The following is a 22,523-nucleotide window of genomic DNA, read 5'->3' as shown; positions in this document are numbered from 1 at the left end:
ATTAGTAATCTGGATGCACTATGCAAGATCTCATCGCGAGTAGTATTAAATATCAGCAAAATACCTTAACTGTGCTTGATCAGTACTTATTGCCTCATCAACAGCATTGGCATGTATGCAATGATGTTGAAACGATGAAAGAACTGATTTTGACTTTAAAAATTCGTGGTGCCCCTTTAATTGGCTTAGGTGCCAGCGTACTCGTTGCTCATTTAGCAGAGCAAGGTATGAGTAAAGCAGAGCTTGCTTCAGCGATTGATGAATTAGAAGCAACGCGTCCGACTGCTGTGAATTTAATGCACTGTATGGCACAGCTTCGTGAGGCATTAATGCAACCTGCATATGTTGAGGCTGTTGTAGACACGGCTGAGCAGTTATTTTTTGAAGACATTGCGCTGTGTGACAGCATGGCACAGCGTGGTGCTGAGCTTGTTGCTAAAGGCGATAATATTCTTACTCATTGTAATACTGGAGCATTAGCTACGGCGGGAGTCGGCACAGCGTTAGGTGTGATTTATAAAGCTCACCAGCGCCATGGAGATCTGCATGTCTGGGTTGATGAAACACGCCCATTATTGCAAGGGGGCCGATTAACTGCATTTGAGCTTGAGCGCTGGCAAATACCTTACACGTTAATTTGCGACAATATGGCAGCAAGCTTAATGGCTGCGGGTAAGGTCGATAAAATTTTTGTAGGTGCCGATCGTATTGCTGCAAACGGCGACTTTGCTAATAAAGTGGGTACGTATAATTTGGCAGTATTGGCTCACTTTCATAATATTCCGTTTTACGTGGTTGCGCCGCTAACAACACTTGATACGCAAACAGCCTGTGGTGATGATATTGAGATTGAACAGCGAAGCCCCGCTGAAGTACGTGGTGTGAGCGGTAGTTTTGGTGAAGCACAGTGGGCACCTACGAATGCATCAGTGTATAACCCTGCTTTTGATGTCACGCCTGCAAAGTTGGTTACAGGCTGGGTATTAGATACCGGTGTTTACGAGTATGCTGATATCGAGCAAGGTGTATTAACGCAATTAAAATAACTAGTTGCGGGGTCTTTTCTCAGTGTAAAGCTCAATACTGTTTTGATTATTAGCGGTTACGAATGAAATCGCTAATTTTTCATTTTGTGCGTTGAGGTGCAAAATATAGTTAGACGGTTTCATTTTAATCAGTGTATTCACTTCCGTTAGTTCCTCTAAAGCGGCACTGTAAATGTCAGCAGAGGTGGCGACAAACAGTGTTTGCTCATTACTCGCCATCGTTACTATTGACGGTTTTATTGCAGTCAACTTATCTGGCATAGGTAATTCATGGTAGCGATTAGTTTGGCTATCAAGTTCTAAAAACTGTGTGTGTTTGGCATGCACAATCAATTGATGATCATTACGCCAAGCGATAGCAAGGGGTGTATCAATCGTGCTGATGAGTGTTTCTGTATTGACAGTATTCAATAGCATTAACTGATTTTGTAAGGTGGTTGCATCGGCGTAGATTACCGCAATGCGGTTTTTACGTATTTTAGCGAGCACAATTCGGCCTGGTATTTGCCATTGCTTAATTGTCTTAAAGTCTGTGGCATCTAATAGTGAGAGTTGATGCGTGTGTTTATTGAAACTCAATAAACGCGTGCTGTTTTCATTGGCAGAAACAATGATATTGTCAGTGCCAACCCTATCAGAAATAGGGATATATTGGTTATTGGTTTTAAGCCAATGTTCACGCTTATCGTAATAGGTATCGGCAAAATAAACATCACCATTTGCAAGCGCTACAGCAGAATTTTCATGCTTATTAGCGGTGGCTATGTAGCTCATTTCTTGCGTCTTTAAATCAAAAACACTGGCATCTAGATCATGCAGATCGGTACTTATTAACAGCGACTCTTTGTTGAGTGGGTAAGCGTAGTTAGCGTCTTTAACGGGGGCTTTAATAGCGTGGGCTCGGGTCATTGAGTCGAACGAAAATGATTCAATAGTCGAATTGGCACGGTTATACCAAATGAGCGAATTACTGGGTTCATCATACGTGGCAGCCCATGATCTATAGTTATTTGTCGTGAGCAGCTTCATGGAGCTACCGTCTAGGTTTGCCATATAAATTTCTGCTTGGCCAGTGTTGTGGCGTTCAAAAATAATCCGTTCAGGATTTGATAATGTCGTTAATAAATAATCACCTGTGCCAGTAATATTGGGTGATGTAATGCGGATTTCTTCTGCTGTTTTTTTATCATAAGCGTAAAGCGCAAATAATTGGCTTAAGCCACGATAATGATTACGTCGAAAAATAGCGGTATCCCCGACTTCTGTGTATTGCGTTAACTTATCACCTGAAGAATAAGGATACGACAGGGGGGATTTTTTGATTGTTTCAGAAAAAAAGTCACTGGCCTGCCATTGTTGGCACTGACTATAGTCACCGGGTTTACATTTGACATAAAATAAGCGCAGACCATCATCAGACCAGCCCTGAATATAAGCGTCACCTGAGTCAACTAAAAACTCTTTTTTGGTTTTTAGGTCCATTACATAGATATTCATTATGTCATTTTGCTTGAGAGGTGTGAGCAAATAAGCAAGCTTACTTTTATCGGGGGGCAGTAGTAAGTGAGAGTAACTGCCTTTATGCCAAGAAATAGTGTCAGCATCTAATGCTAGAAAAGGCATGGTTTGTCTGGTTTCACTACTTGCCGCAGGTTTATCTGAAAAAACCAGAAAAAACAAATTAGCGTTGCTATTAATATGGCGGGAATTGACCACGACCAATTTACATTTCTTTTGGGATGACTGTGTGAAGATGATTCAGCGGCAGCGACTTCACTCGAAGATTCATGTTGATTTTGCTGTTCTGTAGTGACTGTCTCGGTTTTATTTGAGCTGACAGGAATAAATAAACTATACCCTTTACGGTAATGTGTTTTGATACTTTGGCCAGGCTGCTTTTCTGATTTGAGTGCTTTTCTAAGCTCCGATATCGCTCGATTGATGGCATTATCATCAACGTAGCTTTGCTGCCAAATGTTGTCCGCCAGCTCTTGGCGAGAAATAATACGTTCATTATGTTCAATAAAATAGCACAGTAACTTAAATAACAGCGGCTCTAGCTCGCGAGCATGCACGCCGTCATTAATTGTTTGCAATGATATGTTTAGCTGCCATTCGCCAACATAAATAATATTATCGCGTAAGGGTGAAATTACCGACCCCATGTGTAGTCCTTTAGCTAATAATTAAGTACTGAGCATTGATGAGGTGATGATACCAGAAGTTGTTTTTGAATTGGGTTTTTTTGTTTTATATTTGTAAATTAAAGGCCGTTTTTTGCAACATATAACCAAGCAGAAGTATTACATTGGAATTTTTCTGCAATGCGTTGATAGTCATCTACCTCATAGTCATCGGCTTGGGCCAACTCTTGTTCGGTGATTAAATAAATTGTGCCATTCACAATGTCGCAGTCTTCACCTGTTTTAATTAACGCAGGATGAAAACGCTGGCCACTGCTTTTTAACACCGCAGGATCAGTAATTTCAATTTCACCGACAATGTACCCTGTTAAAGTCGCAGACTGACCTTCGAGCAAACGCCCGAAGGTATCGAGTTGCACCTGTTTATATTGCAAAGTGCCGTATGAGAAAAGCTTTTCCATATTAATCAAGCAATGGAAAGTCATTCGCGATAGCTGAATCTGTGCTTTTAGCCACCCAGCCTTCGGTATTATTAAATAAGCGAATAGCAGTAAATTCAGGGTTGCTGCCCATGTCAAACCAATGAGGGGTTAATTCTGGCACCGAAATTAAGTCACCTTGCTGGCACAGCACTTGGTATACTTTATTATCGACATGCAGACAAAAAAGCCCTTGGCCTTTTACAAAAAAGCGTACTTCATCTTCGCTGTGGGTATGTTCAAATAAAAACTTACCACGTAACTCAGCGGCATTAGGGTTGCCTTTTGCGAGCGAGATAACATCAACAGTTTGATAACCTCCTTCACGCTTTAAGCGCTCAATGTCGTGAGCGTACGCACTTAAAATAGCATCATGGCTGGTTGTTTCATCAATATGTGCATTCGCCTGCCACTGTTCAAAGCGTACACCCACTGCATTTAGTTTCGTTGCTATGGCGTTTGAGTCGTCGCTGTGAAAAATGATGTCATCGGCATTGTTATCATTAAAAACTGTTAACTGGCTCATGCTAAATACTCCGCACTAAATTCACTAAAATCATTAATATAAGGATGCTCGCTGGTACTGTCTTGGCCATCGCGAATAAGGTGCAAAGTGCGTAAACCTGCCGCTTTAGCTGCCTCTAATTCAGCAGCAACGTCGCTTAAAAATAGCACCTCAGAGGCGTCAAATGGCAGTGCAGCGATAATTGTGTTGTAAGCGCTTTGCTCTTGTTTTGCGCCCACTTTGGTATCGAAGTAATCACTAAAAAGAGGTCTCACATCACCATAGTCAGAATATTGAAAAATAAGGTGCTGTGCTTTTACTGAGCCTGATGAGTAAACATACAGGCTTCTTCCTGCTTGTTTTTGCGCGTTTAAAAAAGCGTACGCATCAGGATAAAGGTGACCGGTAAAATCACCATTTTCATAACCTGTTTGCCAAATTAAACCTTGTAACTGTTTTAATGGCGTTACTTTTTGATCCGTTTCAATCCAATGAAGTAAAGTACTAATCACCGTTTCTAGGTCAGCTTCTGGCTGTTCAATGTGTGCTTTTACACTCGCAATATGTTCCGCGACATCGTGATCGTCTTGGTGTGCTTTAATAAACGCAGGAAGCTTTTCAGCGGCATAAGGGAATAGCACATCTTTCACAAATGAAATGCGTGTGATAGTGCCTTCAATGTCAGTTAAAATGGCTTTGATCATGCGTGGATACCTTCCAGTTTTAGGCGCTCAAGCTCGCAACTAAATAAAAACTCCAGCCCTTCTAAATGGCGCAATACTTCTTTGATGTCTCTGCCGACAACATAGAGACCGTGGCCGCGAATAAGCACCGCGTGCTCTATTGGCGTATGCAGGTGATGATCGCTTACTAATAGACTTAGGCGATCAATGTCTTGATCGTTGTCGAATATAGGAATGCTTAGCGTATCTAAATGTGAGGTAACACCACTGAGTGACTTTTGCATCTCGTAGCCATGTAAATTAATGGCATGTCCTTTTATGACGCGAGATAAAACGGTGGCAGCAACCGAGTGGGTATGTAAAACAAATTTTGCAGAAGGGATCAGCTTATACATGTTCAAGTGTAGTTCTGTTTCTGCCGAGGGTTTTCCCGACCCTTTAGTGCGGTTGCCTGCGTGGTCCAACTCAATAAATGCATGTGTACCGAGCTGGCCTTTATCGAAACCACTGGCGGTGACGACATAACCCGTTTCTGTGCGGGCTGAAAAATTACCACCGGTTGCTGGGACCCAACCTCGTTGGCTTACCCATTTACCTGCTTCTATTAGTTCTGAAATAGCGGTATTGTTATGCATACATTCCTCGACTTTCTAAAAGTTATTTAGACGGCTATACATCTGTTTTAAGCAATGATAGCATCGCTTCGAGCGCAAAACCATCTTTAAGGAACCTCTGTGTTTGAAAGTAAATTGCCGAATTTAGGCACCAGTATTTTTAGTCAAATGACTGCTTTAGCGAATCAGCATCAAGCACTTAATTTATCTCAGGGCTTTCCTGAATTTGACGCCCCTGATTTACTAAAAAAACAGTTAAATAATTATGTACTTGAAGGGGTTAATCAATATGCTCCGTCAAGTGGTATTGTGCGTTTACAGCAGCAAATAGCAGCACTGATTGCGAGAAAATACCATAACAATATAGATTATGAGCAGCAAGTCACGGTGACATCGGGTGCAACCGAAGCATTATTTGTGGCAATTCAAGCGCTGGTAAGAGACGGTGATGAAGTGGTGGTGTTCGACCCTGCCTATGATTCGTACCAGCCCGCGATTGAATTAGCAGGGGGACGCAGTGTACATGTTGCCTTACATGCGCCTGATTATCGGATTGATTGGCACGCGGTTGCAGAGGTCATGAGCGAAAAAACGCGCGCTATTATTATCAATACACCACACAACCCGAGTGGCAAAATACTTAAAGCTGACGACATTGCAGCACTGAAGGCCTTAGTTAAAGCACACAACTTATACGTGATCAGCGATGAAGTGTATGAACACATCACCTTTGATGGTGCTACACATGTTAGTGCGCTCACGGATACAGAATTATTTGAACGCAGCTTTGTTATTTCAAGCTTTGGGAAAACATTCCACAGCACAGGCTGGAAAATGGGCTACTGTGTTGCCCCCGCTGAGCTGATGATTGAGTTTCGTAAGATTCATCAATACGTGACATTTTCAAGTTTTACCCCAGCACAACATGCTTTAGCAGATATGTTAGAACTGGAGCCTGAACATGTTGATGGGCTAGCGGATTTTTATCAACATAAGCGTGATTTGCTCAGTAACGCGTTACAAGATAGCCGTTTTACCCTTTTGCCCAGTGAAGGCACATATTTTTTATTGCTTGATTACAGTGATGTGTCAGACCTAAATGATGTGGAGTTTTGTCATTGGTTGGTAGAGCAAGCAGGCGTTGCAGCAGTACCGCTTAGTGTATTTTACAACAGCCCAAGTAATGATAAGGTCATACGAGTATGTTTTGCAAAAAATGATGACACGCTGTTGCGTGCCGCGGAGATTTTATGTCAGCTTTAACGCTTGCCCTTGTACAATCCTCACTTTATTGGCTAGATAAACAGGCAAATCTTGCGCATTTTTCTGAGCTGCTTGAGTGTTTAACTGAGCCGGCTGATTTAATCGTGTTACCCGAAACATTTGCGACAGGGTTTGCCATCAATCTTGACTGTAGCGAGCCTGAGCAAGGTGACGTTGTTAACTGGTTACAAGCCACTGCAAAACAAAAAAATGCAGTCATCGCTGGGTCGGTATTAGTGTCTCTCGGTGATAAAAAAGCAAATCGTTTCTACTGGGTGTGGCCAAATGGTGAGGTAAAGTTTTACGACAAGCGTCACTTATTCTGTTTAGGGAACGAAGGCCGCTATGTTGAGGCGGGTAAGCAGCGTGAAATTTTCAATATCAAAGGCTTTCGCATTTTACCGCAGGTGTGTTACGACCTACGCTTCCCTGTTTTTCAACGTAACTGCAATGACTATGACCTCATGGTGAATGTTGCAAACTGGCCTGCGGCACGTCGCCATGTTTGGGATACCTTATTAAAAGCGCGCGCAATGGAAAATGTCTGTTATGTGGTCGGTGTCAACCGTATTGGGCCAGATGGCAATGAGGTTGATCATAATGGCGGCACTGCAGTATACGATTTTAAAGGGGATACATTAGCAGCGCTCGATGATAACCAATCGGGTATCATCATTCAGCGCCTTGATATATCCGCATTAGAGGATTTTCGGCGTGCTTTTCCTGCGTATTTAGACGCGGATCAATTTCAGTTGATCTAAGCCGCATCGCTAAAAATTTGTTAAACTCATGGTTGGTTTATTAACTACAAGCAATCATGAGTCGCAAAATTACCCCTGTTATTCTTGCTGGTGGCATAGGTTCACGCCTATGGCCGTTATCACGCAAGGCCATGCCTAAGCAATTTTTACCTTTGCTAAGCGATGAATCGCTACTGCAAAGCACCTTAAAGCGGGTAACTGGTTCGCAATTTAATGCACCGATATTAGTGTGTAATGAAGCGCATCGATTTATTGCCAAATCACAGGCATTAGACGTATCTAAAAATGTGACTCTTTTACTTGAACCTGAGGGCAAAAGTACCGCGCCAGCTATTGCGTTAGCGGCTGAATATGCGCAGAAAAATGGTTTACTAGGCCCGTTATTGGTAATGCCTGCAGATCATTATATCTGTGACTTTGAAAAGCTACTTGCGCGATTAGATGATGCCGTAGCCTTGGCAGAGGCTCAGCAACTCGTTACGTTTGCAATTACCCCAACGGAGCCGCATACAGGGTATGGTTATATTCGCCAAGGCCCACCACTGCACCGTGATGGCTGTTACAAAGTCGCTGAATTTAAGGAAAAGCCAGTGCTTAAACTTGCTGAGCAATACATTGCCAGTGGTGAGTTTAGCTGGAATAGCGGTATGTTTTTATTTTTCGCTGATGTGTACTTATCTGAGTTAAAACGGTTTGCGCCAAAAATAGCGAGTAGTATCGCACAAGCAGCCTATTTTACTGAAGATCTCGGTTTTTTGAGACCCAACGCAGACATACTGAAAACATGCCCAAGTGACTCAATTGATTACGCTATTCTTGAGCGAAGTGAAAATGTCGCTATGCTTCCTGTTGATTTAACGTGGAGTGATGTGGGCTGCTTCTCAGCCCTTTCAAAAATTGCTAACAAAGATCAATTTGGTAATTATTTGGGCTCGCAGGGAGTGAGTATTGATAGTGAAAATAATTTGCTGATTAGTGAAGCTGATCACACGATTGCAGCTTTGGGAATTAGCAATAAGGCGATTATACATACCCACGATGCCACCCTCGTCGCAGATAAAAAAGCCCTTGATAAGTTGCCTGAATTACTTAAACAACTCGCGCAACGAGACAACGATAAATTGACGCACCATCAAGCCGTATTCAGACCTTGGGGCAATTACCGCACTTTGGTTGAGAGTGTTGGGTTTAAGGTTAAGAAAATTTTTGTTAATTGTGGTGCGAAACTCTCAACTCAGCGTCATCATCACCGTGCCGAGCATTGGGTTGTGGTTTCGGGCATTGCCAGCGTACATGTGGGAGATGATAAGTTTGAACTCGGTGCCGATCAGTCTTGTTATATTGCCGCCCAGCAAATTCATAGCCTTGCCAATTGTCATGATGAGCCCCTCATTGTCATTGAAGTACAAACCGGGGCGATACTTGATGAAAGTGATATCGAACGGTTTGAAGATGAATATGGGAGAGAGTAATTGTTAAGCCTCAGAGGTCAGTCGTTAGTCGAATGAGCGGATGATTTAATTCTCGGCGTAATGAAACAAAAAGAGTATTACCATCTGTAAGGGCAGATTTACCTTGTTAATCTAAACTCACTAACCTAGCTCACTTCTCACATGGTTTAAGTAGGCTTGTAGGCTGTCTTGCCAAAGTACTAGGGCATCGGTCAGCGACTCTTTAAGGGGCTTATTATCGAGTAACTTACGCTCGATCTTTTTCAGCTCTAAGCCGTAACGATTAAAGCCGAGCTGTAAGGCGGTACTTGCTTGGCGATGCAGTAGTTTAATACATTGATCTTTATCATTTTCAACAAGTTGTTGGCTTCGTATCAGTTTATTCCGCGCCGAGAGAACAAATTCATTATAAATAGAAGACACTTCATCTTCATTAAATGAGCTAATGAGTGCAGCTGCTGCTGTTTCGTCATATAAGGTGTCACGCAGCTCGACGGCAATGCTGGCAGCTTGATTTGTTTGCGAGTCGCTCAATGCTTGGCGCAGCTTTTGTTGTTTAATTGGCTTACCGACAATATCTTTAATCCCCAACGCTAAGTATTCTTTTATTTCATCGGGGCTCAGACTCGCAGTGAAAGCGAGGACTGGCGTGCGTTGATTTAAATGGTCGATATTTTTTAGTTTTTTTAATACTTCTTGACCTGTCAGGTCGGGCAAATTCATATCCAGTAGTACCACATCAAAATGATGTTTTTGCATCAGCTCAATTGCGCTGTTACCGTCTTTTGCGAGTTTTATTTTATGCTCGTCATCGGCCATAAATTCAATGGCAATTTTTTGATTTAAGTCGAGATCTTCTACTAACAAAACATCTAAACCGGTCACATAATCTTTCGATTGATGACGTTGCTCAACAAGACTAAGTTCACCAATTGTGAGTGTGATATCAAAACTAAAAACACTGCCTTTGTTAAGCTCACTACTTATGTTGAGCTTACTACCGAGCTTTTCGAGAAGGCGACTTGTAATAGCAAGGCCAAGGCCTGTGCCACCTTTTTCTTTTCCTGCACTGCTTTGAACATAAGGTTCGGTTAGGTAGATGATTTCTTCATCTTCGATACCTGGGCCTGAATCAATCACACTGATCCGAACGACATGGTCTAGCTGCCCTTCATTGAGCAGTTTGACGTGGATTTTTACAGAGCCTTTATCAGTAAATTTAATTGCATTGCCAACAAGGTTAATAATTACTTGTCTAAGCTTTTGCTGGTCACAATAGTAGCAAGCCTGTTCGGGTAAATCGTAAATCAGCTCAAATTTCAGGTGCTTTTGTTCTGCAAGCGGACTGAGTAATAAGCATAAGTTGTTTAACCATGTTTTAAATTCGACATCTTCTTCGTAGAGGGCTTCATCGCGCTGATCTAGGCTTGCATAGTCGAGCACTTTGTCGACCAGTAAGTTCAGTGACTCTGCTGAATTAATAATGGCTTCACAGTATGGTTTATCTCGCGGGTCGCTCGACTGATTCATGATCAGTTGAGCGCTTCCCAGTATGCCATTGAGGGGAGTGCGAATTTCATGACTAATGGTTGATAAGAATAAGCCGCGAATTTCAAGATCTTTATGTGCTTTTTCAGTAAGCTGGTTGAGGTGTTGCTCGCGGCGTTCATTACACAAAATTGCCATGCCTGTGGCATAAAACATCGGTGCAATCACCCCATTAATGAATAGGGTGATACTAAACCAATTTTCGGAAAGTAAATTAGCTGTGCTGACATCGCCCATCATCAGTGTTCTGCCTGTAAATATGGCAAGAATAATGGTTAATATTAAGATATAAACAATGCTGCCATTCGGGTAACTTTTGCGGCCATTGCGAATGAATAAGGCAAGTAGAAACAAGGCCTCAATAATGTGTTGTAAATCAGATACTAAAATCCGGTTTCTAAGCTCAGCATTGTCTGTCGCTAAATAGATCATGCTGAGTGCTAATACCCCGGTTATCCCTATAAATGCTCTAAACCCTATACACTTGGCATTTAAGAACTGACAAATAGCGAGTACATGAATAATAGAAGCACTGAATAATAAGGAGTTTGCAATGGTGATACTTGCAATATCATTGATATGACCGAGAAGTGCAAAACTCAGCACTGAAGTGAACATCACTAAAGGATAGAAAATATAGAGCAAGGTGCCCGGAATGCTTTTATTTGCTCGCCATGTCAAATAGTTAAGGAGTGTCATTACCGCCATCATGGCTGCACTTGTGTAGTATAAGGTGACTGAATCGAGCATGGCTTTTCCGAGGATTACGAACATCTTCGAGCATAAAGTCTATTTGGGTGTTTAGCAACTAGAAACAAAAACAGACGCATTGTGCGTCTGTTTTTTTAAAGAAGAGAGTTTAGCGTATTTCGTCTGGGATATTTTGCTGTGCCCACGATAAAAGCTCGATGCGATTTCGGCATTTCGTTTTTCTGAATGCACTATAAAGGTGCGTTTTAACAGTGTGTGGGCTGATACTTAAATCTTCAGCAATCTCTTTATTTTTCGAACCTTTGCTCATCAATGAGATGATGGCTTTTTCGCGTTTAGTTAGCTTAACAGGCTCGATATTACCGTCAGTTAGTTTGTGCAGGGCATCTTTATTAAATTGCAGCATGCGGTTTAAAGCATTGCACATTATTTCGCGGCGGTACCACAATTGATCTTCAAGCAATAAACGAATGCCTTTCATCAATACATCAGCGTTATCAGTCGTGTAAAAAACACCACGAATACCACTTAATAGTGCACGGTTAGCAATCTCTGGGTTTTCGTCAAGATTGAATAGTACAATATCGCACTTAATGCGTAGGTTAACTAGTTGTTCTTTTAATTTACCCCAGGCATCTGTGCTCGATGTTTCGATGAATAATAAGCGTGTACCTTCTGGCACTTCAGATATATCAGTCCCAGATGTAACAGTTAGACCTTGTGTTTTTAACAACGGCTCCAATACGTTAACACCAATCGTGTTAATTGGTTCTGGATCTAATAATAAAAAAGCTGAACTACTCATATTTATACACTCTTGAATAAAGTTGACTGATTCATCCTACCATGCAATCCACCCCTTTCGTATTAGAAATTTCTGAGTCTTATGCAGGAAAAGTACAGTTTGTGTCTATTTTGTTTCAAAAAATACAGTTAGTTAACGTAACTAAATATGTTAACTAGCTGATATATATTCACAATAATCAATAATAGTATATTAGTTCGACTTTTTACAATTTTTTACATAGCAAAGTGCTAGATATTTTGTTTTTTCTTGTCCTGATAAGGAGGCCAACCCATTTCTTTACCAGCTAACATATGTAGATGTATATGGTACACGGTTTGACCGCCATGATCATTACAGTTCATAACCACACGAAAGCCGTCGTCACTAAAACCAAACTGCTTTGCAAGTTTTGCGGCTACGACATAAAGATGACCTACCAAAGGAGCATGTTCTTCACTGATATCATTTATGGTCGCAATGGGTGTTTTAGGAATGATCAAAACATGAAAGGGGGCTTGTGGGTTAATGTCTTTAAAGGCAAGTGACTGCTCATCTTCATAGATGATATCCGCAGGGATCTCACGATTAATAATTTTTGTAAAAATAGTCTCTTGGCTCATATTTACCTCTTTTAAAATTGGCTTAATTACCCGCTCACTAATGACAAACTTTATTTGCAGTGTCAAACTGAAACTGTCGCAAATGAACAACCAAGGAGTGATCATGCGTAAGTTAGTATTACTAAGTAGTGCGTTAATGCTATTCAATAGTATCAGTAGTTTAGCTGAGACAATCCACTTTCCTGAGGAATTTGTCCCTTTGCAAGTAGGTGACCGTCTTATTGAACAATCATTTTTTAGTCGTGTTGACGATGTTGAGCTTGCTCCTGGAACATATCAGTTAAAACTGAAGTACACAGATCTTTACGAACAAGGCTACGATGATCATCAAGTCGTTGAATCCGAACCATTTTGGGTTGAAGTGACGGTTGAACAAGGCAAAAACTATGATTTAGTGTTTAATCGTGCGAGTAATGCCGTTGCTGCTGAAGTGTTTGCTGAGTCACCGCAAGTGAGCCTAAAAGCCAAAGGCAGTGAACTGGCTATGCCTTTATCAATTGTGAATTACCGAGCGGCTTCGGCTCCTGTGCAGGCGGTTGCGGAGGCTCCCGTTGTTGCTGCAAAGAACAAACCGGCGACCGCGGCACCAGTCACCCTGCCTGCAAACGTGTCTGGTGGTCAGGCTGGATTGAAAAAAATGCCAAATGCAGCAGCCATGTTGGAATTTTGGTGGCAACAAGCTAGCCCAGAAGAGCGCCGAGCGTTTTTACAAAAAGTAAGTCAATAGTATTGAGAGTTAAAAAAGGCGCTGATATTCAGCGCCTTTTTACATTTAGAAGCGTCTTATTTTGAAAATAAGTCGTCAACGGTACCTTGTGCTAGCGGGTGATAACCCGGACGTGCTTTTAAGTACACATCGTGCGCCCAGTCTCTTTTGCCGTTTTTAATCAGTGCTTTATAAAGTGGCACTATTAATTTACGGCGGCCAATACCAGACAAGTGCTTGTCCAAAGCAGGGTAAATAGGCTGATAGCCATTGCCTACAGCCAGCATAAACCATGCAAATGCACGCTCAGCATTGGTTGATTGAGTTAAGTTGAATTGTTTATCAAGCTCAGTCATTTTCTCAATGCTTAAATCGCGAGGGAGGTTATTGAGGAAATGTAACCACTCATGCACTGTCCATTCAGCAGTCGGCAATTCTGCTGCATCGATCTCATTGTTTAACCATGTTTTTGTCACTGTATCGACTTTATCAAATGCATCAGATGTTGGGTTAGGAGCATCAGTTGGTAACCCTGGCTCAAAAATCCACTCGTTTACTTTATCCATGCTTACTACGCCTGGATACTTGTCGATAAGGTTTGCTTTTATGTAAGTAACAAATTGGGCTGTCGTGAGTGACTTAAATGCAAACTCGTCGAAATAACCTTTTACAAATGGGTCAAATTTATCGCGACCAAATTTGTTCTCTAGGTAAATAAGAAACAGCTGCCCTTTAGTATAAGGCACTGAGCTGAATGCGTCGTCAGGATCACGGCCATTAAGCTTTAAGTTTAGGCGCGTGTCTGGAGCAGGAAGTGTTTTAAGTAAAGCACGCAGACCTGCTGCATCTAAAGCTTGCTCCATGATTGCACGGTCACGACCAAAAACTTCTTCCATGATGCGGTTTTCAACATAAGAGGTAAAGCCTTCGTTTAACCATAAATCTTCCCATGTTGCGTTCGTCACTAAGTTACCCGACCATGAGTGTGCGAGTTCGTGAGCGATTAGGTTAACTAAGCTCTTATCGCCTGCAACAACGGTGGGGGTGATAAACGATAAACGTGGGTTCTCCATACCGCCAAATGGGAAGCTAGGTGGAAGCATTAATAAGTCATAACGCCCCCAAGCATATTCACCGTACATGGCGTTAGTTTTGTCGATCATTGCTTGTGTGTCGTTGAACTCAGCAACCGACGCATCTAAAATTGTTGGCTCAGCAAAAATACCTGTCTGCTTAGACATGGCTTTAAATTCTAAGTTACCAGCCCCTATCGCGATTAAGTATGGCGAAATAGGTTGTGGCATATCGAATAAGTAATCACCATCTTTGTACAACGCATCTTTATTGTCTGCACTCATGACTGCGCGAATATCTTTAGGTGTATGAATACGCGCAGAATACGTAACACGCATTGCTGGTGTGTCTTGCACAGGTATCCAACTACGCGCATGAATAGCTTGTGATTGGCTGTACATGAATGGGTGTGATTTACTGGCTGTTTGCTCAGGCGTTAACCATTGTAATCCTGAGGCTTCTGGGCGGCTATTGTAGTAAATACGAGCTTTAACCGCTTGGCTTTTAAATTTAATTGTTAATTTTGAGCCCTTTACGTCATCGCGTGCCGCAAGAGTGAAGTCGGCTTTGTGCCAGCCGCCTTTTTTATCTTGATACATAACTTTGTCGATATCTAAATCGCGAGTATCAAGTACCAGAGTTTTGCTGCTAGCATTGTGCCAATCTAGCGTATGCTCAACAAACCCTTCTAGTTGCTTGTCATCAAAATCAACATCTAAATCTAGTAATAGGTGAGTGGTTGTTACGTCATCTAAGTTTGCATAGGTGTGCTGGCTAATTGCGTCAGCAGTTGCTTGAGAGCATGCGCCTGCCATAGCAAGACTTAAAAATAATGGTTTAAACTTCATAATAACCTTGGAACACAAATGAAAAAAGAACCCGTTTTATAACATGATTAATACAGTGGGTTGAGTGATTTTTACAATCTGATGCGTATTTTGCGATGATAGGTTACACTAATGCGATTAGTTACCGGTAACCTTTGAGGCGTTTTGTGGCTCAGTCCCTGCAACCTTTTCATACCTTTTCATTGCCAAGCCATTGTCAGCATTTCCATCAAATAGATGACGTAGAGCAGCTCGTTAATACCGATTTCTCTGCACCGTTTTGTATTTTAGGCGAGGGTAGTAATACGGTATTTTTAACCGACTACCAAGGGACGGTAATCTATATGGCCACTAAAGGGATTGAAATTGAAGAGCTAAACGATCATTTCCTTTTACATGTTGCTGCAGGTGAAAATTGGCATCAATTAGTGAGCATGACGATTGCCAACGATATGCCTGGGCTTGAAAACTTAGCGCTGATCCCCGGTACGGTAGGTGCAGCCCCGGTGCAAAATATTGGTGCTTATGGTGTCGAGCTTGAAAAGTTTATTAGCTATGTAGAGTACTTCGATATTGCATCTGCGAGTATTAACCGTTTAAGCAAAGAACAGTGCCTGTTTGGCTACCGTGATTCGATATTCAAACATGCACTTAAAAATAAAGCAGTGATCACGAAAGTCGGGCTAACCTTACCCAAACAATGGCAGCCAATATTACATTATGGGCCACTGCAACAGCTACATAACTCGACTGCGCAACAGGTGTTTGAGCAGATTATTGCGACTCGAAATAGTAAGTTACCTAACCCAAGTGAACTTGCTAATGCAGGTAGCTTTTTTAAAAACCCTGTGATTAGCAATGAGCAACTCGCTGACTTATTAAAAAAATACCCAGATATGCCCCATTATTTTGTCGACGCACAACACCACAAAGTAGCTGCAGGTTGGTTAATTGAACAGGCTGGCTTAAAAGGTCACCGTATTGCGGGCGTTGAAGTACATCAGCAGCAAGCTTTGGTGTTAGTTAATCATGGCAACAGCACCGGCGATGACCTGATTGCCATGGTGAATTATGTGCAACAACACGTGTGGCAAAAATACCACATTGCTTTGCAACATGAAGTGCGCTTAATGAATGCCGATCACGAATGTCATATTCACTTGGAGTCACAAATATGAAGGCGCCAGATGGAAATAAACTCGCAATTTTAAATGCGCTCAATTCAGGTGGTTTTATTTCGGGTCAGCAATTAGGTGAGCAGCTAGGAATTAGCAGGGCCGCAGTTGGAAAACATATTCACTCGTTACAAGAAATGGGATTGGATATTTTTAAAGTGACAGGGAAAGGCTACCGCCTGAATAATAGCGCGGGGCTTTTGCATAGAAGTAAAATTAATGACTATTATGCTGAGCTTGGTGGAAATACCGCATGCGTTGAAGTGCAGTCAATTATTGATTCGACCAATAGCGAGTTAATGCGCCGTATTCAGAGTGACACCCCATTAGACTCTGGCACTGTACTCGTTGCAGAAATGCAGCAAGCAGGACGAGGCAGACGAGGTCGGGTTTGGCAATCGCCATTTGGTGCAAACTTATATTTTAGCTACTTTTGGCGTCTAGACGATGGCTTACAAGCTGCAATGGGTGTGTCGATTGCTGTTGGACTTGCGGTATACGATACCTTAAAGGCACTTTATCAACTGGATGTGGAGTTAAAGTGGCCAAACGACATTTATTTAGACGGAAAAAAACTAGCGGGTGTGTTGGTTGAGCTTGATGGTCAACCTCAAGGACCATGTCAGTTGGTTATCGGCATAGGTATAAACGTGCATATGCCAGACAGTGTCAGCCAGCATATTGATCAAGCATGGACAGACTTGAGCCAACATGTAAAAGGCCTTGAGAAAAATAAACTCGTGGCGTATCTGTGCTTTTACCTTGAGCAACGTTTGGCGCAATACCGTCAAACAGGTTTAAATGACATGTATAAACAATGGAATCAGTTAAACGCATTTGCAGGTCAATGTGTGGAGCTCAATACAGGCCATCGAAGTTGGCGCGGTATATGTGAGGGGATTGATCACCAAGGCGGCGTTCGCATTCGCCAAGATGGTGAGGTTAAAAGTTATTACGGTGGTGAAATATCACTGCGTAAGGCTGAACTATGAGATTATTGGTCGATGTGGGTAATACGGCAATTAAGGCCGTACTTTTTGATAATGAGCGTTATCAAGCATGTGAGCTCAATGCCATTCCATGGTCGCATGTTACAGACATGGTTTATGCGTGTGTGGGGAGCACAGAACGACTTATGCCACTATTTGCGCAGGCACAACAACATGCAATTCCTTATTTCGAAGCTAAAGTAACCGCTGAGCTTGCAACATTAACCTGTGCTTATAAGCAGTATCAAAATTTGGGGATCGATCGCTGGCTTACTGTCATCGCTGCATACACTGAATACCCAGAGAAAGATTGTGTTATTGTTGATGCGGGGACAGCGACCACAATTGATGTATTGAATAAAGAGGGTCAGCACTTAGGTGGTTGGATTGTGCCTGGGCTCGATTTAATGACCCGCTCATTAACGCAAAATACTCAGCGCGTTTTTGACGATGAGCACACCCCTTTTGCCACCGATTTAGGGTGTAATACACCTAATGGTTTAAAAAATGGCGCGCTCGTTGCGACAATGGGGGCAATTGAGCAAGCTGTTCAGCATGTTGATCAGCAAAATTGTTGTTTATTATTTGCCGGTGGCTATGGAAAATTACTTGCTGATCTATTTTCTGGCAGTCAATTTGATAGTGTTTTGGTTTTTAAAGGACTGAATTATTGGCGTGAATTAACAATAAAACAGTAAAAAACCGTGGATTTGCCTGAATTGTGAGCGTTTAACACATAAATTCACACTTTTTTTAATTTTATTGTTGCATCCCAATAAACCTTACCTTAGAATCTCGCCCCGTACTAAAGCAGTGCCGACTTAGCTCAGTTGGTAGAGCAACTGACTTGTAATCAGTAGGTCATCCGTTCAACTCGGATAGTCGGCACCACTTTCCTTTTACCGGAAGTGACTTAGTAAAGAATTTTCGTGGAGGGGTTCCCGAGCGGCCAAAGGGATCAGACTGTAAATCTGACGGCTCAGCCTTCGCTGGTTCGAATCCAGCTCCCTCCACCACTTTATTCTTGACGGTTAGAGGTAGTTTAAGAACAGTTTCCTATGCGGGCATCGTATAATGGCTATTACCTCAGCCTTCCAAGCTGATGATGCGGGTTCGATTCCCGCTGCCCGCTCCAGACTCTGGTGTTGCTGATATAGCTCAGTTGGTAGAGCGCACCCTTGGTAAGGGTGAGGTCGGCAGTTCAAATCTGCCTATCAGCACCAGTATCGAGAACTTATCTTATTATCTCCCTTTATCTGTCAGAAAAAACTATTTGAAATTTGAAAAAATTAAATTAATCTACCCTCGGTGGATTATTTTCATATGTAATCTAGATACACAAAACTGATAGGTTCCGTCATGGCAAAAGAAAAGTTTGAACGCGTAAAACCGCACGTAAACGTTGGTACAATCGGCCACGTTGACCACGGTAAAACTACCCTAACTGCAGCAATCACTAACGTACTTGCAAAAGTATACGGTGGTACAGCTAAAGACTTCGCATCAATCGATAACGCTCCAGAAGAGCGTGAGCGTGGTATCACAATCTCAACTTCACACGTTGAGTACGATACACCAACTCGTCACTACGCACACGTAGACTGTCCAGGACACGCCGATTATGTTAAAAACATGATCACTGGTGCTGCTCAAATGGACGGCGCAATCCTAGTAGTTGCTGCAACTGACGGTCCTATGCCACAAACACGTGAGCACATCCTACTTTCTCGTCAGGTTGGCGTACCTTACATCATCGTATTCATGAACAAATGTGACATGGTTGATGACGAAGAGCTACTTGAGCTAGTAGAGATGGAAGTTCGTGAACTTCTTTCTGAGTACGATTTCCCAGGTGACGACTTACCTCTAATCCAAGGTTCAGCACTTAAAGCCCTAGAAGGCGAAGAGCAATGGGAAGCGAAAATCATTGAACTAGCTGAAGCGCTAGATTCATACATCCCAGAGCCAGAGCGTGACATCGATAAGCCATTCATCATGCCTATCGAAGACGTATTCTCAATCCAAGGTCGTGGTACAGTTGTAACTGGCCGTGTTGAAGCTGGTATCATCAACGTGAATGACGAAGTTGAAATCGTAGGTATCAAAGAAACTACGAAGACAACATGTACAGGTGTTGAGATGTTCCGTAAGCTTCTAGACGAAGGTCGTGCGGGTGAGAACATCGGTGCACTTCTACGTGGTACTAAGCGTGAAGACGTTGAGCGTGGTCAAGTACTTTGTAAGCCTGGTTCAATCAAGCCACACACTAAATTCACTTCAGAAGTATACGTACTTTCTAAAGATGAAGGTGGCCGTCATACTCCATTCTTCAAAGGTTACCGTCCACAGTTCTACTTCCGTACAACTGACGTAACAGGTGACGTACAGTTACCAGACGGCGTTGAAATGGTAATGCCTGGTGATAACATCAAGATGACTGTAGAGCTAATCGCTCCAATCGCGATGGATGAAGGTTTACGCTTCGCTATCCGTGAAGGTGGCCGTACAGTTGGTGCTGGTGTTGTTGCAACTATCGTTGAGTAATCAACTATAGTGATGCATTAAGCATTCAAGAAAAACCCGAGCTTAGTCTCGGGTTTTTTTATGGATGAGAAATTAGAGATTAGATATTAGAAGGTAGATATTAGAAGTTAGATATTAGAAGGTAGATATTAGAAGTCAGTTACCGAGCGGGGGTTACTTACTGGTGTGATTAAACATCAAAAAGTTTGCTTGAGGTTAACGTGGCTTTATTTTGTTCTCGCTTCTCGCTTCTCGCTTCTCGCTTCTCGCTTCTCGCTTCTCGCTTCTCGCTACTCGCTTCTCGCTTCTCGCTTCTCGCTACTCGCTTCTCGCTACTCGCTTCTCGCTACTCGCTACTCGCTACTCGCTACTAACCACTATTTCCAAGTACTTTGTTTAATTCTTCTCTTAGTCGTGGGTGTTTTAGGCTGTCGGTCATAATATCAGCTACTTTACTATCGCCACTTGATTCTAAGCTTTGAATACGCTGTGCAAGCTCAAGAGCAAACTCTTTTTTATCGAGTTGATTAGCACGATAAAATTGGCTCACAAGGGCACTGGCTGACACGCTACGAACATAGTCGTTATCGTCGCTTTGCAAGAGCTTTTGAAAGTAGTCGGCTAGTTTTGGTGAAACAGAATCGAGTCGCGATAGATTCTCTATGGCATGAATTCGTGTGGTTGGTTCACTTGTATACTCACTGATATTGAGCATCGCGTCGACAACGGCTGTGTGTTGATTTTCATCTAGATCACGTCTGAGCATGCCTAACGTCATTTTAAGTTGCCCATAGGCTGCCAAACGGTCGTCATCGCTATTATTGATATTTAGTAGTGCAGAAAATGCGTCGTTAATTGATTTGTTTGCATAGTGTTGATCGGCCTTAATGCGCTGACGATAATCATCAGGCAAGTTTCTAAACCAATTAACCGATGGATTTCTTTTGGTTGCTTCTGCAATACGTTCTTTTTCGCGTTGTTCGATGACTTTATCGATTTGTTCTGCAATTAAAGTTGGCTCAATTTTAGGGCTACTTTGTTCTAGTGCGTTAATTCGAGTTTCAAGGTCTAGAATATAGCCATGCAATGCGACGAGGTTTTCCCTGTCTTCAAGGGGAACGCTACCACTTACAGATGAAAAATCGTACTTTGCGGGTTGCGGTTTGTTGAGTGGCTTAGATGCCCCAAACTGGTTGTATAACGTTATGCCTAATGCAGCGGTTGCAAATACAAGCGCAACATTTCCTTGCCATGAAGCCATGTCACATCATCCTAATTACTTCTGTGTAATCATCAGATTAAATCATGCTATTTTTTTAATCAATAAACGATGTTGCAATCAATAAAAAAGCGCATTAACTGCGCTTTTAAGATGGTGATAATGAGGTTAGTTTAATGCGCTTTTGCGTACTCTTCAGCTTGTTGCCAAACTCGAAGCATGTTGCCACTTAAGATCTTTTTAATATCTTTATCGCTATAGCCTCGATCTATGAGGCCTTGTACAAGGTTAGGGTAGCTAGACACGTCCTTTAAGCCTACAGGCAGTGAGTCACCAACACCATCGTAGTCAGAGCCAATACCGACGTAATCAATGCCTATTAGCGCGACTACGTGGTCGATATGGTCAAGTACTTGCTCAAGGCTTGCAAACGGGAATGGGTTCTTAGCACGATAAGCTGCGTCAAAATCTTTGCTGAGCTTCGTGCCTTCCTTCTTCTTGTCTGCTTTTGCTGTTTTTAGCTTATCATACCAAGAACCAGCTTGAGCGGTTACGAAGCTTGAACCAAAGTTGATTTGAATAACACCGCCATTCTTTTTGAGTGCTAATAACATATCGTCATTCATATTACGCTCAAAGCCTGGCGTATATTTACGCAGCGATGAGTGAGAGGCAATCACTGGTACTTTCGAAATTTCCATGACCTGGTAAAACGCATCATCTGAAATATGCGATACGTCTACAAGCATACCGATGTTGTTCATCTCTTTGACCAGCTCTTTACCAAATGGGCTTAAGCCTTTCCATTTACGGCGAATATCGTAAGAAGAGTCTGAAATGTGATTGCTTTGCGAGTGAGCAAGGGTGATGTAGCGCACACCACGGTCATAAAAATGCTTCAGGTTTTTCATGTCACCTTCAATCGGTGAACCATTTTCCATCCCCATTGCCAACGACATTTTACCTTGTTTAAAGTGTGCTTTGATATCTGCTGTTGAATCAGCCATTGCAAATTTATCTGGGGCACGCTGTACAATGGCTTCCATGCTATCGATTAACTGATTAGCAAGTTGGTAGCTTTTACCTTTGCCTTCAAACTCGAGGTTAGCTGGAATGTAAATTGACATAAAAGGGGCGTTTAGGCCGCCTTGCACTGCACGCGGATAGTCAAAATCGCCGTCATCAGTCGCTTTAGTTACATCGGCCCATTTATCGTGAATACGGTAAGGCACATCAATGTGTGTATCAATTAAAATCGTGTCTTTTGCTAGTTTGATGGCTTTATCTGATGCCGTCGTCTCACTTGCATGAGCTTGGCTGATTAAGGCCAACGAAACAGCGGCAACCAATGAGCTTAGTTTTTTCATTCTTAATGGCTCTTTAAAGTTAAAAAGCCAT

At 42.3% G+C, this 22,523-nt stretch carries 21 protein-coding genes and 4 tRNA genes; 13 read left to right on the top strand and 12 right to left on the bottom strand.

Going from position 1 to position 22,523, the window contains the following annotated elements:
* Positions 1 to 20 precede the first annotated feature (20 nt).
* Complete coding sequence (gene mtnA, locus GZH31_RS15720) at positions 21 to 1,046, top strand: S-methyl-5-thioribose-1-phosphate isomerase (protein ID WP_180311231.1); 1,026 nt, start codon at positions 21 to 23, stop codon at positions 1,044 to 1,046.
* Here mtnA and GZH31_RS15715 read toward each other — a convergent pair whose 3' ends face one another.
* From GZH31_RS15715 to GZH31_RS15690, 6 genes are all read right to left on the bottom strand, one after another.
* The gene (locus GZH31_RS15715; RefSeq protein WP_180311230.1) at positions 1,047 to 2,669 is read right to left on the bottom strand and encodes a hypothetical protein; all 1,623 of its coding nucleotides are present in this window, start codon (positions 2,667 to 2,669) and stop codon (positions 1,047 to 1,049) included.
* A complete protein-coding gene (locus GZH31_RS15710; RefSeq protein ID WP_180311229.1) occupies positions 2,657 to 3,211 on the bottom strand; it encodes a winged helix-turn-helix domain-containing protein in 555 nt (184 codons plus the stop codon). The genes GZH31_RS15715 and GZH31_RS15710 overlap by 13 nt, the downstream gene beginning before the upstream one ends.
* A gap of 98 nt (positions 3,212 to 3,309) precedes the next feature.
* On the bottom strand, positions 3,310 to 3,651 hold the full coding sequence (locus GZH31_RS15705) for a gamma-glutamylcyclotransferase family protein (RefSeq protein WP_180311228.1): 342 nt from the start codon (positions 3,649 to 3,651) through the stop codon (positions 3,310 to 3,312).
* 1 nt (position 3,652) lies between these two features.
* On the bottom strand, positions 3,653 to 4,195 hold the full coding sequence (locus GZH31_RS15700; RefSeq protein ID WP_180311227.1) for an acireductone dioxygenase: 543 nt from the start codon (positions 4,193 to 4,195) through the stop codon (positions 3,653 to 3,655).
* Positions 4,192 to 4,878 carry an acireductone synthase gene (gene mtnC, locus GZH31_RS15695; protein WP_036973505.1) on the bottom strand — a complete coding sequence of 229 codons (687 nt, stop codon included), beginning with the start codon at positions 4,876 to 4,878 and terminating at the stop codon, positions 4,192 to 4,194. The genes GZH31_RS15700 and mtnC overlap by 4 nt, the downstream gene beginning before the upstream one ends.
* Positions 4,875 to 5,492 carry a methylthioribulose 1-phosphate dehydratase gene (locus GZH31_RS15690; RefSeq protein ID WP_036973502.1) on the bottom strand — a complete coding sequence of 206 codons (618 nt, stop codon included), beginning with the start codon at positions 5,490 to 5,492 and terminating at the stop codon, positions 4,875 to 4,877. The genes mtnC and GZH31_RS15690 overlap by 4 nt, the downstream gene beginning before the upstream one ends.
* A 99-nt stretch (positions 5,493 to 5,591) precedes the next feature.
* Between GZH31_RS15690 and GZH31_RS15685 the strand changes: the two genes are divergently transcribed.
* The 3 genes from GZH31_RS15685 to GZH31_RS15675 are packed head-to-tail and all read left to right on the top strand — an operon-like array spanning position 5,592 to position 8,967.
* Entirely contained in the window at positions 5,592 to 6,734 is a 1,143-nt protein-coding gene (locus tag GZH31_RS15685; protein ID WP_180311226.1) for a methionine aminotransferase, read from the top strand.
* Complete coding sequence (locus GZH31_RS15680; RefSeq protein ID WP_180311225.1) at positions 6,722 to 7,495, top strand: amidohydrolase; 774 nt, start codon at positions 6,722 to 6,724, stop codon at positions 7,493 to 7,495. The genes GZH31_RS15685 and GZH31_RS15680 overlap by 13 nt, the downstream gene beginning before the upstream one ends.
* 56 nt (positions 7,496 to 7,551) lie before the next feature.
* Positions 7,552 to 8,967, top strand: coding sequence for a mannose-1-phosphate guanylyltransferase/mannose-6-phosphate isomerase (locus GZH31_RS15675; RefSeq protein WP_180311224.1), 1,416 nt, complete (start codon positions 7,552 to 7,554; stop codon positions 8,965 to 8,967).
* A gap of 120 nt (positions 8,968 to 9,087) precedes the next feature.
* Here GZH31_RS15675 and GZH31_RS15670 read toward each other — a convergent pair whose 3' ends face one another.
* The 3 genes from GZH31_RS15670 to GZH31_RS15660 all read right to left on the bottom strand — a co-directional run bounded on the left by GZH31_RS15670 (position 9,088) and on the right by GZH31_RS15660 (position 12,612).
* Positions 9,088 to 11,244, bottom strand: a complete 2,157-nt coding sequence (locus tag GZH31_RS15670) for an ATP-binding protein (RefSeq protein ID WP_180311223.1) — start codon at positions 11,242 to 11,244, stop codon at positions 9,088 to 9,090.
* A 109-nt stretch (positions 11,245 to 11,353) separates the two neighbouring features.
* Positions 11,354 to 12,010, bottom strand: a complete 657-nt coding sequence (locus tag GZH31_RS15665) for a response regulator transcription factor (protein ID WP_036973496.1) — start codon at positions 12,008 to 12,010, stop codon at positions 11,354 to 11,356.
* A gap of 230 nt (positions 12,011 to 12,240) precedes the next feature.
* Complete coding sequence (locus GZH31_RS15660; RefSeq protein ID WP_065979446.1) at positions 12,241 to 12,612, bottom strand: histidine triad nucleotide-binding protein; 372 nt, start codon at positions 12,610 to 12,612, stop codon at positions 12,241 to 12,243.
* A 103-nt stretch (positions 12,613 to 12,715) separates the two neighbouring features.
* Between GZH31_RS15660 and GZH31_RS15655 the strand changes: the two genes are divergently transcribed.
* A complete protein-coding gene (locus GZH31_RS15655; RefSeq protein WP_180311222.1) occupies positions 12,716 to 13,339 on the top strand; it encodes a DUF2057 domain-containing protein in 624 nt (207 codons plus the stop codon).
* A 56-nt stretch (positions 13,340 to 13,395) separates the two neighbouring features.
* Here GZH31_RS15655 and GZH31_RS15650 read toward each other — a convergent pair whose 3' ends face one another.
* Entirely contained in the window at positions 13,396 to 15,240 is a 1,845-nt protein-coding gene (locus tag GZH31_RS15650) for a M1 family metallopeptidase (RefSeq protein ID WP_036973488.1), read from the bottom strand.
* A gap of 146 nt (positions 15,241 to 15,386) precedes the next feature.
* Between GZH31_RS15650 and murB the strand changes: the two genes are divergently transcribed.
* From murB to tuf, 8 genes are all read left to right on the top strand, one after another.
* Positions 15,387 to 16,397 carry a UDP-N-acetylmuramate dehydrogenase gene (murB, locus tag GZH31_RS15645; protein WP_180311221.1) on the top strand — a complete coding sequence of 337 codons (1,011 nt, stop codon included), beginning with the start codon at positions 15,387 to 15,389 and terminating at the stop codon, positions 16,395 to 16,397.
* Positions 16,394 to 17,386 (top strand): bifunctional biotin--[acetyl-CoA-carboxylase] ligase/biotin operon repressor BirA, encoded by a 993-nt coding sequence (gene birA, locus GZH31_RS15640; RefSeq protein WP_074989485.1) that lies wholly within the window; start codon positions 16,394 to 16,396, stop codon positions 17,384 to 17,386. Before murB ends, birA begins: the two co-directional genes overlap by 4 nt.
* Positions 17,383 to 18,081 (top strand): type III pantothenate kinase, encoded by a 699-nt coding sequence (locus GZH31_RS15635; protein ID WP_074989484.1) that lies wholly within the window; start codon positions 17,383 to 17,385, stop codon positions 18,079 to 18,081. The genes birA and GZH31_RS15635 overlap by 4 nt, the downstream gene beginning before the upstream one ends.
* Before the next feature lie 117 nt (positions 18,082 to 18,198).
* A tRNA-Thr gene (locus tag GZH31_RS15630) sits at positions 18,199 to 18,274 on the top strand.
* A gap of 40 nt (positions 18,275 to 18,314) precedes the next feature.
* Positions 18,315 to 18,399 (top strand) — tRNA-Tyr (locus tag GZH31_RS15625).
* Between the two features lie 44 nt (positions 18,400 to 18,443).
* A tRNA-Gly gene (locus GZH31_RS15620) sits at positions 18,444 to 18,518 on the top strand.
* Positions 18,519 to 18,530: 12 nt separating this feature from the next.
* Positions 18,531 to 18,606: transfer RNA gene (locus GZH31_RS15615), tRNA-Thr, on the top strand.
* A 136-nt stretch (positions 18,607 to 18,742) separates the two neighbouring features.
* Positions 18,743 to 19,927: an elongation factor Tu gene (gene tuf / locus GZH31_RS15610; RefSeq protein ID WP_036971551.1), complete on the top strand. Its 1,185-nt coding sequence runs from the start codon at positions 18,743 to 18,745 to the stop codon at positions 19,925 to 19,927.
* A 349-nt stretch (positions 19,928 to 20,276) separates the two neighbouring features.
* On the opposite strand, the gene GZH31_RS15605 is transcribed toward tuf, so the two are convergent.
* Both GZH31_RS15605 and GZH31_RS15600 read right to left on the bottom strand, forming a co-directional pair.
* Complete coding sequence (locus GZH31_RS15605; protein ID WP_036973483.1) at positions 20,277 to 21,167, bottom strand: HEAT repeat domain-containing protein; 891 nt, start codon at positions 21,165 to 21,167, stop codon at positions 20,277 to 20,279.
* Positions 21,168 to 21,298: 131 nt separating this feature from the next.
* The gene (locus GZH31_RS15600) at positions 21,299 to 22,492 is read right to left on the bottom strand and encodes a dipeptidase (RefSeq protein WP_074989875.1); all 1,194 of its coding nucleotides are present in this window, start codon (positions 22,490 to 22,492) and stop codon (positions 21,299 to 21,301) included.
* Positions 22,493 to 22,523: the final 31 nt, after the last annotated feature.

Source organism: Pseudoalteromonas sp. JSTW, from assembly GCF_013423925.1.
In the GTDB taxonomy this organism is placed as follows: domain Bacteria; phylum Pseudomonadota; class Gammaproteobacteria; order Enterobacterales; family Alteromonadaceae; genus Pseudoalteromonas; species Pseudoalteromonas lipolytica.
Note: the sequence above shows the minus strand (reverse complement) of the source record. Positions and strands in the feature narration are given on the sequence as shown.

Bases quoted from the DNA above. Each gene is read 5' to 3' on its own strand.
- mtnA (WP_180311231.1), top strand. From the start codon at position 21: ATGCAAGATCTCATCGCGAGTAGTATTAAATATCAGCAAAATACCTTA.
- GZH31_RS15715 (WP_180311230.1), bottom strand. From the start codon at position 2,669: ATGCCTTTTCTAGCATTAGATGCTGACACTATTTCTTGGCATAAAGGC.
- GZH31_RS15710 (WP_180311229.1), bottom strand. From the start codon at position 3,211: ATGGGGTCGGTAATTTCACCCTTACGCGATAATATTATTTATGTTGGC.
- GZH31_RS15705 (WP_180311228.1), bottom strand. From the start codon at position 3,651: ATGGAAAAGCTTTTCTCATACGGCACTTTGCAATATAAACAGGTGCAA.
- GZH31_RS15700 (WP_180311227.1), bottom strand. From the start codon at position 4,195: ATGAGCCAGTTAACAGTTTTTAATGATAACAATGCCGATGACATCATT.
- mtnC (WP_036973505.1), bottom strand. From the start codon at position 4,878: ATGATCAAAGCCATTTTAACTGACATTGAAGGCACTATCACACGCATT.
- GZH31_RS15690 (WP_036973502.1), bottom strand. From the start codon at position 5,492: ATGCATAACAATACCGCTATTTCAGAACTAATAGAAGCAGGTAAATGG.
- GZH31_RS15680 (WP_180311225.1), top strand. From the start codon at position 6,722: ATGTCAGCTTTAACGCTTGCCCTTGTACAATCCTCACTTTATTGGCTA.
- GZH31_RS15675 (WP_180311224.1), top strand. From the start codon at position 7,552: ATGAGTCGCAAAATTACCCCTGTTATTCTTGCTGGTGGCATAGGTTCA.
- GZH31_RS15670 (WP_180311223.1), bottom strand. From the start codon at position 11,244: ATGCTCGATTCAGTCACCTTATACTACACAAGTGCAGCCATGATGGCG.
- GZH31_RS15665 (WP_036973496.1), bottom strand. From the start codon at position 12,010: ATGAGTAGTTCAGCTTTTTTATTATTAGATCCAGAACCAATTAACACG.
- GZH31_RS15660 (WP_065979446.1), bottom strand. From the start codon at position 12,612: ATGAGCCAAGAGACTATTTTTACAAAAATTATTAATCGTGAGATCCCT.
- GZH31_RS15655 (WP_180311222.1), top strand. From the start codon at position 12,716: ATGCGTAAGTTAGTATTACTAAGTAGTGCGTTAATGCTATTCAATAGT.
- GZH31_RS15650 (WP_036973488.1), bottom strand. From the start codon at position 15,240: ATGAAGTTTAAACCATTATTTTTAAGTCTTGCTATGGCAGGCGCATGC.
- birA (WP_074989485.1), top strand. From the start codon at position 16,394: ATGAAGGCGCCAGATGGAAATAAACTCGCAATTTTAAATGCGCTCAAT.
- GZH31_RS15635 (WP_074989484.1), top strand. From the start codon at position 17,383: ATGAGATTATTGGTCGATGTGGGTAATACGGCAATTAAGGCCGTACTT.
- tuf (WP_036971551.1), top strand. From the start codon at position 18,743: ATGGCAAAAGAAAAGTTTGAACGCGTAAAACCGCACGTAAACGTTGGT.
- GZH31_RS15605 (WP_036973483.1), bottom strand. From the start codon at position 21,167: ATGGCTTCATGGCAAGGAAATGTTGCGCTTGTATTTGCAACCGCTGCA.
- GZH31_RS15600 (WP_074989875.1), bottom strand. From the start codon at position 22,492: ATGAAAAAACTAAGCTCATTGGTTGCCGCTGTTTCGTTGGCCTTAATC.